Consider the following 13,137-nt stretch of genomic DNA (forward strand, 5'->3'; position numbering starts at 1 on the left):
GATTTGATTGCTAAAACATCAGCTCTAATCAATCTTTGAGACTTATCAATTGAGAACAAGGTTGAGAGGGTTTTTATATTTTTCATAGTAGAAAGGCAATGAATCAAGAAAGCGGAAATACCGTACAGTCACAGACTGTCGTGGTTAAATTAGGTACCAGTGTTTTAACGGGTGGTACGTTGGCATTAGATCGAGCTCATATGGTTGAGCTGGTGCGCCAGTGTGCTGAACTTAAAAAGCAAGGCCACTCTGTGGTTATGGTTTCGTCTGGCGCGATTGCAGCCGGCCGTGAACACCTAGGATACCCCGCACTGCCCAACTCTATGGCAAGTAAGCAGCTCTTAGCGGCGGTAGGTCAAAGCCAATTGATTCAAACATGGGAATCTTTGTTTGCGATTTATGGGCTTAAGATTGGTCAAATGTTGCTAACTCGTGCCGACTTAGAAGATCGTGAGCGTTTTCTTAATGCGCGCGACACCATCAATGCGCTGGTTGAAAACGACATTATTCCAGTCGTAAATGAAAACGATGCGGTGGCGACGAGCGAAATCAAAGTAGGTGACAATGATAACCTGTCGGCTTTGGTCGGTATCTTATGTGGCGCAGATAAACTGCTGCTGCTAACGGACCAAAAAGGCTTATTTACCGCCGATCCTCGCAAAGACCCAAATGCAGAGCTGATCAAAGAAGTTAAGACCATTGACGATACACTGCGCAAAATTGCTGGTGGTAGTGGTACCACGCTAGGCACTGGTGGTATGGCTACTAAGTTGCAAGCGGCAGATATCGCACGTCGCGCAGGTATTGAGGTGATCATTGCAGCGGGTAGCGCGCCAAACGTGGTGTTTGATTCACTTGGTGATAACCCACAAGGCACACGTTTCTTACCGTGTGAAGAAGCATTAGAAAACCGTAAGCGTTGGATTCTAGCAGGACCAGCTGCTTCAGGTGATATTGTGATTGATGATGGCGCCGTTAACGCTGTGGTTGGTAAGGGCAGTAGTCTACTTGCGAAAGGCCTAACAAAAGTGAGCGGAGAGTTCGCTCGCGGCGACGTTGTACGTGTGACCGATACGCAAGGTAAATTGATTGCACGCGGTATCGCCAGTTACTCAAGCCAAGACATGGCAAAAATTGTTGGCAAGCACAGTAAAGATATTATTGGAATTTTAGGTTATGACTACGGCAATGAAGTATTGCACCGTGACGATATGGTCGTAATCCAAGAATAAGGAAAGAAAAGTGGAACTGATTTCTATGGGTAAAGCTGCTAAAGAAGCGGCTTTCCAACTGGCAACAGCATCAACAGCGCAAAAAAACCAAGCATTGGCGATTATTGCCGATGAGCTTGAAGCAAACGCAGAAGCTATCCTAGCGGCGAATGCGAAAGATATCGAACAAGGCCGTGAAGCTGGTCTAACAGAGGCGCTGCTAGATCGTTTATTGCTGAACCCAGAGCGCTTAACTGGGATTGCTAACGATGTACGTAACGTTATTAGCCTAAACGACCCAGTGGGGAGCGAGTTAGACAGTAAAGTACTAGAAAATGGTATGTCGCTATCACGCCGCCGTGTACCGCTAGGTGTGGTTGGAGTGATTTATGAAGCTCGCCCTAACGTAACGATCGATATCGCTGCTCTTTGTCTAAAGACAGGTAACGCCAGCATCCTACGTGGCGGTAAAGAGACATTTTTCTCTAACATGGAACTGGTTAAAGTGATTCAGTCTGCGCTGGCAAAAGCGGGTCTACCTGCGGCTTCAGTACAGTACATTGAAAAGCCAGACCGTGAACTGGTTTCACAGCTACTTAAGCTTGATGATTACGTGGATATGATCATCCCACGTGGTGGTGCTGGCCTGCACAAAATGTGTAAAGAAAACAGCACTATCCCTGTGATTATCGGTGGGTTTGGTATTAGCCATATCTTCGTTGATGAAAGTGCCAATCTAGAAAAATCATTGGATGTGGTTGAAAACTCAAAAGTACAACGTCCATCGGCATGTAACTCTTTAGATACGCTATTAGTTCACGAAAAAGTAGCAGCAGAGTTCTTACCTATGCTAGCGGAACGTGTAGCGGATAAGGTCGCGCTGGTTGCAGAGCCGAAAGCGAAAGTTCTGCTAAGCAATGCCAAAGAGCTACGTGATGCAGGTGAAGGTGACTTTGATACCGAATGGCTAAGCTACACGCTTGGCGTTAAAGTGGTTGCTGACGTGAATGAAGCGGTTGATCACATGCGTGTTCATAACGCGAGCCACTCTGATGCGATTATGACGAACAGCCTAGAAAACTCGGAAGTGTTTATTAACTCTGTCGGTTCTGCGGCGGTTTATGTCAATGCTTCAACGCGTTTCACTGATGGTGCGCAGTTTGGTCTAGGCGCTGAAGTTGCGGTATCTACTCAGAAGCTTCATGCCCGTGGTCCTATGGGCTTGGAAGAGCTGACCAGCTACAAATGGGTAGGTAAAGCAAACTACTTGCCGCGCAGTTAACAAATCTTGTTAAACATTGATTGAAAAAGGGGCTATCTAGCCCCTTTTGTTTTCTTGTCTGAAGCAAATCCGCTACACTAGCTTTCACTTATATGGAGGTGATATGCATTGTCCTTTTTGTTCTGAGAACGATACTAAAGTAATTGATTCTCGTTTGGTTGCTGATGGCCATCAAGTGCGACGTCGTCGTCAATGTCTAGCGTGTAGTGAGCGTTTTACTACTTTTGAAACAGCTGAGTTGGTGATGCCAAGAGTGATTAAATCTAACGGCAACCGCGAACCATTTAACGAAGACAAAATGGTAGGTGGTCTTCAGCGTGCATTAGAAAAGCGTCCAGTTAGTGCCGATGCAGTCGATGTGTCGATCAGCCTAATTAAATCTCAGCTTCGAGCAACGGGTGAGCGAGAAGTGCCAAGTGAAATGATCGGTAACTTAGTGATGGATCAGCTTAAAGAGCTCGATAAAGTTGCGTATATTCGCTTTGCCTCTGTCTACCGTAGTTTTGAAGATATTCGCGAGTTTGGCGAAGAGATCGCTCGTTTAGAAGACTAACGGTTAGTATCAATGCCACTATTTACCCCCCAAGATTTTACTATGATGTCGCGTGCTATTGAGTTAGCAAAAGGCGGCATCTATACCACGGCTCCTAACCCAAATGTCGGTTGTGTGATCGTTCAAGGTGATGAGGTTGTCGGTGAAGGATTTCACTACCGCGCTGGCGAGCCGCACGCTGAAGTACATGCATTACGTATGGCTGGTGAAAACGCGGTTGGCGCCACGGCTTACGTTACATTAGAGCCTTGTTCCCACTATGGACGCACACCTCCTTGTGCAGAGGGCTTAATTAAAGCCAAAGTGGCGAAAGTCATTTGTGCAATGCAAGACCCTAATCCCAAAGTCGCTGGGCGTGGCATTCAAATGTTGCGTGATGCTGGCATTGAGGTTGAAGTTGGTTTACTTGAGCAACAAGCAGAATCACTCAATCCCGCTTTCATTAAACAGATGAAAACTGGGATGCCTTTTGTTCAGCTAAAAATGGCAGCAAGTATTGATGGTCAAACAGCGTTGGCTAATGGTCAAAGCCAGTGGATTACCTCACCACAAGCAAGACAAGACGTGCAAAAATATCGCGCCAAGAGTGGAGCGATCTTATCAACCAGCAAAACTGTGATTGAAGATAATGCTTCATTGAACGTGCGCTGGGATGATCTTCCTCTATCACTACAAGAGGCGTACTCACAGCAAGAGCTTCGCCAACCAGTTAGAGTGATTTTAGATAGAAGCCGTCAGCTGAGCTCAGATCTCAAGTTAATGAATACTGAGGGCGAGCGAATTATTGTCGCAGAAGGTCAAGATCTCGAACCTATACTCAATGATGAGCAATTGATCGATCTTGCAGCCACATTTTCTGCATTAGCAAAACAGCACCATATTAATCACCTATGGGTGGAGGCTGGCGCGACGCTTGCGAGCAGTCTTATCAAAGCGAATCTCGTTGATGAGCTTATCCTCTATCTAGCCCCGAAAATCATGGGTAGCGATGGTAGAGGGTTACTCGGTGCGTTAGGTTTAGAGTCAATGGCAGAGACAATCGATCTCAATGTCAAAGATGTAAGACAGGTCGGTCAAGATATTCGTATTACTGCCACCTTAAAGAATAAAGAGTCGTAATCATGTTTACAGGTATTGTTGAAGCAGTAGGTACCCTAACTGCAATCACGCCAAAAGGCGAAGATATTAGTGTCACAGTGGAAGTTGGCAAACTGGATATGTCCGACGTTAAACTCGGTGACAGCATTGCGACCAACGGAGTTTGCTTAACCGTAGTGGACTTCAGCTCAACCAGCTACACAGCGGATTTATCTCTCGAAACGTTGCAAAAAACAGGTTTTACTGATTACCAAGCCGGTGACAAGGTTAACCTAGAGAAAGCAATGCTGCCGACTACGCGTTTTGGTGGTCATATTGTTTCTGGTCACGTTGATGGTGTCGGTGAAATCGCTGAGCGTAATATGGTCGGTCGTGCTATCGAGTTTTGGGTTTCAATGCCTGAAGAAATTGCCAAATACGTTGCCGAAAAAGGCTCGATTACGGTTGATGGTATTAGCCTAACAGTGAACGATCTGCGTAAGAACGCGTTTAAACTGACCATCGTTCCTCATACCGGTGAAGAGACCACTATTGCTGACTTTCACGTTGGCCGTAAAGTGAACCTAGAAGTCGATGTACTGGCGCGTTATATGGAACGTTTATTGACTAGTCAACGCGAGCAGCAGCCTGAATCGCGCATTACGATGGACTTTTTGCAGCAGAACGGTTTTGCATAAACCAAGAATTATACAAACATTAGCGGCGACGCCTTACTCGCTCGATGCCTTAAGATAGGAATACCAAAATGCCAATTAGTACGCCTCAAGAAATTATTGAAGATATTCGCCTAGGTAAAATGGTCATCCTGATGGATGATGAAGATCGTGAAAATGAAGGCGATCTGATTATGTCGGCTGAGATGATCACGCCAGAAGCGATCAACTTTATGGCAACTCATGGTCGTGGCTTAATCTGTCTGACAATGACCAAAGAGCGTTGTGAACGCTTAGGCTTACCGCCAATGGTTCAAGACAACAATGCCCAGTACACGACTAACTTTACCGTTTCTATCGAAGCTGCTGAAGGTGTGACTACGGGTATTTCAGCGGCTGACCGTGCGCGTACAGTACAAGCGGCAGTAGCGAAAGAGGCAAAAGCGGCAGATCTAGTTCAGCCAGGTCATATCTTCCCTCTTGCGGCGCAAGAAGGTGGCGTTCTAACTCGTGCTGGCCATACGGAAGCGGGCTGTGATTTAGCGCGTTTAGCGGGTCACGAACCGTCAGGTGTTATTGTTGAGATTCTAAATGACGACGGCACAATGGCACGTCGTCCAGACCTAGAAATCTTTGCTGAAAAACATGGCTTGAAACTAGGCACGATCGCTGACCTTATCGAATACCGCAATAACACCGAAACAACCATTGAGCGCGTTGCAGAGTGTAAGTTGCCAACTGAATTTGGTGATTTCGATTTGGTGACATACCGCGATGTTATCGACAACCAAATCCATTATGCCTTGTGTAAAGGCGATCTCACGGCCGAAGCGCCACTCGTACGTGTTCACCTGCAAGATACTTTTACCGATCTTCTCCACAGTGACCGCAATGCTGAGCGTAGTTGGACACTGGATGCGGCGATGAAGCGCATTGGTAGTGAAGGTGGTGTTTTGGTTATCTTGGGTAATGAAGAGTCAACCGATTTACTGATCCATCGCGTGAAAATGTTTGAAGCGCAAGATAAAGGCCAAGCGCCAACACTTGCTAAAAAACAGGGCACATCTCGCCGCGTAGGTGTCGGTTCACAGATTCTCGCTGATCTTGGTGTACACGATATGCGTTTGCTCTCTTCTGCCAGCAAGAAATACCATGCTCTCGGTGGCTTTGGATTGAACGTTGTTGAGTATGTGTGTGATTAAACACTAACTCTTGGTTAAAGCGCCTTGGTTAACATCAAGGTGCACTTAAAAGCTGGAAAGAGGGTTTACCTCTGTAGTGTCACTTCTGTTAAATTTCTATTAGATATTGCTCACAGATTTGTGCTAGAATCCGTCGATTCTCACTTGATGAACATAGTTAAAGGAAGGCTTATGAAAGTGATCGAGGGTGGCTTCCCAGCGCCAAACGCAAAAATTGCTATCGTTATTTCTCGTTTCAACAGTTTTATTAACGAAAGTCTATTGTCTGGTGCAATCGATACTTTAAAGCGTCACGGCCAAGTAAGCGAAGACAACATCACTGTAGTTCGTTGCCCTGGTGCAGTTGAACTTCCGCTTGTTGCTCAGCGTGTTGCTAAAACAGGCAAATTTGATGCAATCGTATCACTAGGTACGGTAATCCGTGGTGGTACACCACACTTTGACTATGTTTGTAGTGAATGTAACAAAGGTCTTGCGCAAGTGTCTCTGGAATACTCTCTTCCAGTTGCATTCGGCGTACTTACCGTTGATACAATTGACCAAGCAATTGAGCGCGCAGGAACCAAGGCTGGTAATAAAGGTGCAGAGGCTGCACTAAGCGCACTTGAGATGATTAACGTTCTTTCAGAAATCGATTCCTAATGGGGGCCAGTGTGAAACCAGCCGCACGTCGTAATGCACGTCGATTCGCTCTACAAGCGATCTACTCTTGGCAAATTACTAAAGAAAATGTTGCTACCATCGAGGAGCAATTTTTGTCAGGTGGTAAGTATGATGAAGAAGAACATCATGCTTCTGAGCCGGCACTTTCTGCTCCAGACACAGACGTTGCATACTTCCGTGACCTACTAACAGGTGTTGTGCTAAGTCACACAGAGCTAGATAGTAAGATTCGTCCATACACAGCACGTCCTATGCAAGATTTGGATATGATGGAGCTAGCATTGCTTCGTCTTGCTATGTATGAAATGACTCGTCGTGAAGATGTCCCTTACAAAGTGGTAATCAACGAAGCGATCGAACTTGCAAAAGTGTTCGCAGCAGAAGAAAGCCATAAGTTCGTCAATGGTGTGCTTGATAAAGCCGCGCCACACGTACGTAAGAAATAATCAATTAAGATTACTAAAAGGTCAGCAAACGCTGACCTTTTTTATGCTTGTTACTTTTAATCATTCATAGATTTCGTATGTCCGGTGAATTTAACTTAATCGAAAAATATTTTGTTGGTCGTCAGAAGCAGCGCAAAGATGTGCTTCTTGCTGCGGGTGATGATTGCGCGTTAGTAAAAGCGCCAGAGGGGTTGTCGATCGCGATTAGCACTGACACCTTAGTGGCGGGTACCCACTTTCTTGCAGAGGCTAACCCTGCTTGGGTGGCGCACAAAGCCTTGGCGTCAAATATCAGCGATCTGGCGGCTATGGGAGCGACACCGGCATGGGTCTCTTTCGCATTGACGATGCCAAGCCCTGATGAAGAATGGTTAGCGCCATTCTGTGATGCTTTCTTTGAGTTAGCTGATTACTTCGATATCCAGTTAATTGGCGGCGATACTACCAAAGGGCCATTAAGCCTCACTTTAACGGTACAAGGCTTGGTTGACCCTGACAAAGCACTACGCCGAGATGGCGCGAAAGTTGGGGACTGGGTCTATGTGACAGGGAACCTCGGTGACAGTAAAGCAGGATTAGATGTTATTCTTAACCCTGAATTGCATACTAAGCCATGTGCTGAAGAGCTTGAGAAACGACACTACCTTTCTACGCCAAGAGTATTAGCGGGACAAGCGCTGCTGAACTTAGCCAGTTCAGCGATTGATATCTCTGATGGCGTCATTTCAGATATAAAACACATTTTGAAACGCTCAAATGTCGGTGTGAGTATTGACGTTGCCACTCTTCCTGTTTCTAATGAGTTACTTCAATTTGTAGGGACTCCTTCGGCGGCCCAGCAATATGCTCTCTCTAGCGGTGAAGAGTATGAACTCTGCTTTACTGTGCCAGAGCAAAACAAAGGGTCGATTGAAAGTGCTTTGGCCCATTGTGGCGCTAAGGTCACCTGTATTGGTCAAATTCGTCCGCAAGGTACCTTTGAGCTGCATTGTAATGGCCAAGCGATCGATTGGTCTCTCAGCGGTTACGATCACTTTAAATAGAATACGATAGTTATGACAAATCCTCTTGCACTTATCTCTTTGAAAAATCCATGGCACTTGCTAGCGACTGGCTTTGGTAGCGGTTTATCACCTATCGTACCGGGTACCATGGGCACACTAGCCGCCGTCCCTTTCTATTTACTGTTGGTTCAATTACCACTGCCGCTTTATATCGTCGCGGTGCTCATCTCGTGCGTGATTGGTATTAAAATTTGTCAGGTGACATCTGATGATATGGGTGTGCATGATCATGGTTCGATTGTATGGGATGAGTTTGCAGGCTTTTGGATTACCATGCTGGTGGTGCCGCTATTTAATTTGTCGGCAACGGATTGGAAATGGCTAGTGACAGGATTTGTCTTGTTCCGTTTCTTCGACATGGTTAAGCCATGGCCGATTGGCTGGCTAGATAAGCGTGTTCATGGTGGCTTAGGTATTATGGTTGATGATATCGTCGCTGGTGCTATGGCGGGTGTCGCGCTGTATTTTGTCGGTAAATACGCAGGCTGGTTGGTTTAAGCAAATCCTCTGTCATTCCTTAGAGCGAAGAATGAGAGAGTAAGGAATCTCTTGTAGTTTGCTATTCGGTTTGAGAGATCCCCAACTCGTTCGTCCCTCACTCTCAGGTAGGACGCGCAAAAAAGGGGCTGGTACTAAGTACCAACCCCTGAGTCTATTAAAACTTATTATTTCAGTTTCTCTAGATCCGCTTCGATCTCTGCGATCTTACTTGAAACCACTTTCTCTAAGTGACGCAAATCAGAGAGTATTTTCTGTTTTACATCGACTTCTTCGACTTTCTCTGGCTTAGTTAACTTATTCAGTTCATCGATGACCAGAGTCAGGTTACGATTGATTTCAGTTACTTCACGGTACTTGTGACTACCACTATCAACCAAGACATTCTTTACTTGGCGCGGGTATTTGAACTTAACGCTTTTCGCAAACAACTCACCTTTTTGCTTACGAAAATAGATTTTTAACACATCCTTGTGCGCTTCTTGGCGAAGGGAATAGCGCTCAATTTGCTTAGGATCTTGAATACCTAAACCTGTGAGGTGTGGATACATAGGCTACCTCTATTGTGTTGAAGTGTTTATTCCTGTGTTATACAGAAAATGAATAATTCAATTAATAATGTAGCAGCCTATGATCGTGGTAGATAGCGCTTTTTTAACCAAGTTAACAACTTGTGGCTGAGATCGCTTAAGGGGCTAATTCCGCAATGTTTTCTCGCAGTTTCTCGCGCAATTCCGCTTGCTCTTCTTCAGTCAGTCTGCCCCCAGATGGGCTAGTGATGATAAACAAATCCTCCGCTCGTTCACCAATTGTGGTGATCTTCGCTGCATGAAGATTCACGCCTTGATCGGCGAAAGTCGCACCAACCGTTGCCAGTAGTCCGGGTGTATCCAAGGCAACAAACTCTAACAGTGTGCGTTTTTTACTTTTCGTCGGTAAGAAGTCAACGGTGGTTTTTACCTTAAAGTGCTGCAAGTTTCGTGGAGTTCGACGTCGCTTAATCTTGGTTGGACGCCCATCAGCCAAAACATGCGCAAGGTGTTTGGTTACGGCTTTATGGCGTGACTCTTCGATGGCTTCTCCGTTTTGGTCGAGCACCATAAAGGTATCGAGCACGTAGCCGTCTTTACTGGTCATAACCTGTGCGTCGTGGACGTTGAAGTTGCGTCTATCCAGTTCTGCTACCACAGAAGCGAATAGGGCATGTTGGTCTTTGCTATAGACAAACACTTCAGTACCGCCTCTGGTCGCTTTCTTGGAAATTAGGATCTGCGGCTGAGAGTGATCTTCATGACGTAACAAGTGCATGCAGTGCCATGCGATCTGCTTATGGCTATGGCGTAGGAAGTAATCCGCTTTAAAGCGTTGCCACAGTACCTCTATTTCACGTGCGCTGAAGCCCTCTTTACGTAGCAGAGCTGAGGCGAGTTGTTGATTGTGGCGAATGCGCTCGCGAACATCGACCGGATTCTCTAACCCGCGGCGCAGTGCTCGTTGAGTTGAATAGAACAATTCAGCGAGTAAGGTACGTTTCCAACTGTTCCAAAGCTCTGGGTTTGTTGCACAGATATCAGCGACCGTGAGGCAGACTAAGTATTCAAGGTACTCTTCATCTCGTACCTGCTTCGCGAACTCGGTGATCACTTCCGGATCGTATATATCACGGCGCTGGGCGGTGACTGACATCAACAGGTGATTGCGCACCAGCCAAGATACCAGCTTGGCTTCTGGTTTTGATAACCCATGCTCAATGCAGAACGAATAAGCTTCCCCTTCGCCAATCACTGAGTGGTCACCACCGCGGCCTTTACCGATATCATGGAAAATCGCCGCTATGATTAGCAGTTCTTTTTTCTGGATACGTGGATACACTTCGCAGCAGATTGGGTGTTTATCATGGTTTTTCGCGTAGCTGAACGTGTTGATATGTTTGAGCAGTCGTACACTGTGTTCATCAACCGTGTAGACATGAAACAGGTCGAATTGCATCTGACCAACTATCTGACTCCACTGAGGCAGGTAGGCCGCCAAAACGCCTAATTTGTGCATCAGACTAAACGCTTTATGCAGTGCATTAGGGTGACGGCAGAGATCCATGAACTTTTCACGCGCTTCTGGGATGGTATGGAGGAACTTATTAAGTCTTCTGCGCGCGGTTCTAAGTTGGCGCAGCGTTGGCGGAGCCACACCTTCGATGGTTGAGTCGTTGGCGATGTGCAAAAACATATCCAAAATCGTCTCAGGCCTTGCTTGGAACAGCGCTGGTTTACGTGCCTCGATTAAGTGACCACGGCGTTGGAAATCATCACTCAGTATTTGCGGCTCTGCTTCAATACCGTTGTTTAGAATCGCCTGATCAAACAGTTTGAGTAGCATTTTATTCAACTCTGCCACACGGCGCAGCGTGCGGTAGAACTCCTTCATCATCATTTCTACGCCACGATTGCCTTCGCCGCTATAGCCCAGGTTTTCGGCCACTTGAGCTTGGTGAGCAAAAGTAAGCCGATTGTCGTAGCGTTTCAGTTCAATGTGCAGGGAAAAGCGAACTCGCCATAAAAAGTCCTGACATTCGACCAGTTCTCGATATTCTGCATCAGTCAAAAAACCGTAGCGGCTCATTTCCAGCAGAGATGTGGCTCCAAAGTGGCGGCGCGCGACCCAACTTAAAGTGTGGATATCTCTCAGCCCGCCAGGGGTCGACTTAATATCGGGTTCTAAGTTGTAGGTGGTGTCATGAAAGCGAGCATGACGGTTACGCTGCTCTTGGACCTTGGCCTTGTAGAATACCTCGCTTGGCCAGAAAGATTCGGAATGAATGACCATGCGCAGTTGATGGAAGGTATCTTCACAACCACATAATAGTCTGGCTTCTTGTAGGTTGGTGGCAACGGTTAAGTCATCGCGGCCGATTTCCGCACACTCTTCAACTGAGCGAACCGCATGGCCGACTTCTAAGCGTAAATCCCACAGTAGCGTAATAAACTCACTCACTTTACCTGCTAGTGATTCTGGTAACGCCTTTCTTGAGACGACTAAGATATCAATGTCTGACAACGGGTGAAGTTCACCGCGCCCATAGCCACCGACTGCCACTAGGCTGATGTTTGGTAAAGCTGAAAAGCCAAAATGAATCCACAAACGGTTGAGGAGCAGATCGATATATTCCGCCCGCCCGAGAACCAAGTCGGTCACTGGGTGGTGATTGAGAAACTCTTGCTTCTGATAGAGAGCAAATTTTTCTAACTGATTTTTAAGATCAGCGACAGAAAGTTGGTCATTGTCAAACGTCAGTGGAGATTGAAAGGGCATACAGCAAATCCGTGCAGAAGGTCCATTAGATACCAATCTATCAAAATAGAGCAGATAAAAAAATATCCCCGACTAAGCGGGGATATTTTCAAAGCGTTGTGATTAAGCGTTATTCATCATACGCGGGATGGAGTCGTCGCTGCGTAATGTCATGACTTCACACCCAGTCTTTGTCACCAAAATAGTATGCTCGTACTGTGCCGATTTCTTCGCATCGCCTGTGTAAACTGTCCAGTCATCTTCTGCATCAACAGTCACACCGAACTTACCAGCGTTAATCATTGGTTCAATCGTAAAACACATACCTTCTTTTAGTACGCGGCGATCATTGTTTTTGTAGTGAACAATTTGCGGTTCTTCGTGGAACTCATTGCCGATACCGTGACCACAGAAGTCCTTCACAATAGAGAACTTGTTACGAGGGTTCTTTTTGTTGTTCTCTTTGATGTACTTCTCGATAGCGGTACCGATATCACCAACCGTTGCGCCTGGTTTCACTTTACGCATACCCACGTAAAGTGCTTCTTGAGTGACCATACATAGGCGCTTATCAGCAGGGGATACATCACCAACGAAGAACATCTTAGAAGTATCACCGTGGTAACCTTCTGGGCGAACACTTAGGTCTGCCCCTTCCTCGTTTGGAATGATCACTGTGATATCGACGTTAATGATGTCACCGTCTTTCAGTACCGCTGGTTTAAGTTGACCATTGCTACCCACTTCATCTTGAGAGGCCGGGATACCGTGACAAACGATGTGGTTGATTGAGGTACAGATTGATTTCGGGAAACCGTGGTAATCAAGAGGAGCCGAATAAGCGCCTTTTTCGATGCCGTAATCGTGACAGATTTGGTTTAGTTCATCCGTTGTTACGCCCTCTTTGATGTGAGGTTCGATCATCTCTAGGATTTCAGCGGCCAACGCGCCCGCTAGTCGCATACGTTCGATTTCTTCAGCTGTTTTAATCTTGATTGACATCGGTTTTCTCTACTTTATTCAGTTGCACTCGTTGGTGCGATTGGGCGCATTCTAACAGGAACACCACATAATGAGAATTATTCTTCATGGCTGAAGGGAACATCTCTTCGATTAACTGTAAGTCAAAAATGGCGCTGAATGTTTTTTTACTAGCCAGGCAGGGCTAAAATATGGTAT

General features: G+C 46.2%; 13 protein-coding genes. 10 read left to right on the plus strand and 3 right to left on the minus strand.

What is annotated here, in order from left to right; translation table 11 throughout:
- Positions 1–98 precede the first annotated feature (98 nt).
- From proB to pgpA, 10 genes are all read left to right on the plus strand, one after another.
- A complete protein-coding gene (proB, locus tag ACHUFZ_RS13520; RefSeq protein WP_004417343.1) occupies positions 99–1,232 on the plus strand; it encodes a glutamate 5-kinase in 1,134 nt (377 codons plus the stop codon).
- Between the two features lie 10 nt (positions 1,233–1,242).
- Positions 1,243–2,493: a glutamate-5-semialdehyde dehydrogenase gene (locus ACHUFZ_RS13525; RefSeq protein WP_394127574.1), complete on the plus strand. Its 1,251-nt coding sequence runs from the start codon at positions 1,243–1,245 to the stop codon at positions 2,491–2,493.
- Between the two features lie 103 nt (positions 2,494–2,596).
- Positions 2,597–3,046 (plus strand): transcriptional regulator NrdR, encoded by a 450-nt coding sequence (gene nrdR / locus ACHUFZ_RS13530; protein ID WP_038139576.1) that lies wholly within the window; start codon positions 2,597–2,599, stop codon positions 3,044–3,046.
- 12 nt (positions 3,047–3,058) lie between these two features.
- Entirely contained in the window at positions 3,059–4,165 is a 1,107-nt protein-coding gene (gene ribD / locus ACHUFZ_RS13535; protein ID WP_394127575.1) for a bifunctional diaminohydroxyphosphoribosylaminopyrimidine deaminase/5-amino-6-(5-phosphoribosylamino)uracil reductase RibD, read from the plus strand.
- Positions 4,166–4,167: 2 nt separating this feature from the next.
- On the plus strand, positions 4,168–4,821 hold the full coding sequence (locus ACHUFZ_RS13540) for a riboflavin synthase (RefSeq protein ID WP_394127576.1): 654 nt from the start codon (positions 4,168–4,170) through the stop codon (positions 4,819–4,821).
- 68 nt (positions 4,822–4,889) lie between these two features.
- Positions 4,890–5,999, plus strand: coding sequence for a bifunctional 3,4-dihydroxy-2-butanone-4-phosphate synthase/GTP cyclohydrolase II (ribBA, locus tag ACHUFZ_RS13545; RefSeq protein ID WP_394127577.1), 1,110 nt, complete (start codon positions 4,890–4,892; stop codon positions 5,997–5,999).
- A gap of 171 nt (positions 6,000–6,170) precedes the next feature.
- On the plus strand, positions 6,171–6,641 hold the full coding sequence (gene ribH / locus ACHUFZ_RS13550) for a 6,7-dimethyl-8-ribityllumazine synthase (protein ID WP_004415274.1): 471 nt from the start codon (positions 6,171–6,173) through the stop codon (positions 6,639–6,641).
- The gene (nusB, locus tag ACHUFZ_RS13555) at positions 6,641–7,108 is read left to right on the plus strand and encodes a transcription antitermination factor NusB (protein ID WP_004415273.1); all 468 of its coding nucleotides are present in this window, start codon (positions 6,641–6,643) and stop codon (positions 7,106–7,108) included. The genes ribH and nusB overlap by 1 nt, the downstream gene beginning before the upstream one ends.
- Positions 7,109–7,185: 77 nt before the next feature.
- Complete coding sequence (gene thiL / locus ACHUFZ_RS13560; RefSeq protein WP_394127578.1) at positions 7,186–8,151, plus strand: thiamine-phosphate kinase; 966 nt, start codon at positions 7,186–7,188, stop codon at positions 8,149–8,151.
- Between the two features lie 12 nt (positions 8,152–8,163).
- On the plus strand, positions 8,164–8,670 hold the full coding sequence (gene pgpA / locus ACHUFZ_RS13565; RefSeq protein ID WP_394127579.1) for a phosphatidylglycerophosphatase A: 507 nt from the start codon (positions 8,164–8,166) through the stop codon (positions 8,668–8,670).
- A 167-nt stretch (positions 8,671–8,837) separates the two neighbouring features.
- Here pgpA and ACHUFZ_RS13570 read toward each other — a convergent pair whose 3' ends face one another.
- The 3 genes from ACHUFZ_RS13570 to map all read right to left on the minus strand — a co-directional run bounded on the left by ACHUFZ_RS13570 (position 8,838) and on the right by map (position 12,960).
- The gene (locus tag ACHUFZ_RS13570; RefSeq protein ID WP_134836294.1) at positions 8,838–9,221 is read right to left on the minus strand and encodes a DUF3461 family protein; all 384 of its coding nucleotides are present in this window, start codon (positions 9,219–9,221) and stop codon (positions 8,838–8,840) included.
- A 136-nt stretch (positions 9,222–9,357) separates the two neighbouring features.
- Positions 9,358–11,979: a bifunctional uridylyltransferase/uridylyl-removing protein GlnD gene (gene glnD / locus ACHUFZ_RS13575; RefSeq protein ID WP_394127580.1), complete on the minus strand. Its 2,622-nt coding sequence runs from the start codon at positions 11,977–11,979 to the stop codon at positions 9,358–9,360.
- A 102-nt stretch (positions 11,980–12,081) separates the two neighbouring features.
- Positions 12,082–12,960 (minus strand): type I methionyl aminopeptidase, encoded by an 879-nt coding sequence (map, locus tag ACHUFZ_RS13580; protein ID WP_394127581.1) that lies wholly within the window; start codon positions 12,958–12,960, stop codon positions 12,082–12,084.
- Positions 12,961–13,137: the final 177 nt, after the last annotated feature.

It is taken from the genome of Vibrio hepatarius (genome assembly GCF_043642085.1).
Lineage (GTDB): Bacteria > Pseudomonadota > Gammaproteobacteria > Enterobacterales > Vibrionaceae > Vibrio > Vibrio hepatarius_C.

Excerpts from the sequence above, each read along its gene's own strand:
- pgpA (WP_394127579.1), top strand. The coding sequence starts at position 8,164 with ATGACAAATCCTCTTGCACTTATCTCTTTGAAAAATCCATGGCACTTG.
- ribBA (WP_394127577.1), top strand. The coding sequence starts at position 4,890 with ATGCCAATTAGTACGCCTCAAGAAATTATTGAAGATATTCGCCTAGGT.
- ACHUFZ_RS13570 (WP_134836294.1), bottom strand. The coding sequence starts at position 9,221 with ATGTATCCACACCTCACAGGTTTAGGTATTCAAGATCCTAAGCAAATT.
- glnD (WP_394127580.1), bottom strand. The coding sequence starts at position 11,979 with ATGCCCTTTCAATCTCCACTGACGTTTGACAATGACCAACTTTCTGTC.
- ribD (WP_394127575.1), top strand. The coding sequence starts at position 3,059 with ATGCCACTATTTACCCCCCAAGATTTTACTATGATGTCGCGTGCTATT.
- proB (WP_004417343.1), top strand. The coding sequence starts at position 99 with ATGAATCAAGAAAGCGGAAATACCGTACAGTCACAGACTGTCGTGGTT.
- nrdR (WP_038139576.1), top strand. The coding sequence starts at position 2,597 with ATGCATTGTCCTTTTTGTTCTGAGAACGATACTAAAGTAATTGATTCT.
- ribH (WP_004415274.1), top strand. The coding sequence starts at position 6,171 with ATGAAAGTGATCGAGGGTGGCTTCCCAGCGCCAAACGCAAAAATTGCT.
- nusB (WP_004415273.1), top strand. The coding sequence starts at position 6,641 with ATGGGGGCCAGTGTGAAACCAGCCGCACGTCGTAATGCACGTCGATTC.
- map (WP_394127581.1), bottom strand. The coding sequence starts at position 12,960 with ATGTCAATCAAGATTAAAACAGCTGAAGAAATCGAACGTATGCGACTA.
- thiL (WP_394127578.1), top strand. The coding sequence starts at position 7,186 with ATGTCCGGTGAATTTAACTTAATCGAAAAATATTTTGTTGGTCGTCAG.
- ACHUFZ_RS13540 (WP_394127576.1), top strand. The coding sequence starts at position 4,168 with ATGTTTACAGGTATTGTTGAAGCAGTAGGTACCCTAACTGCAATCACG.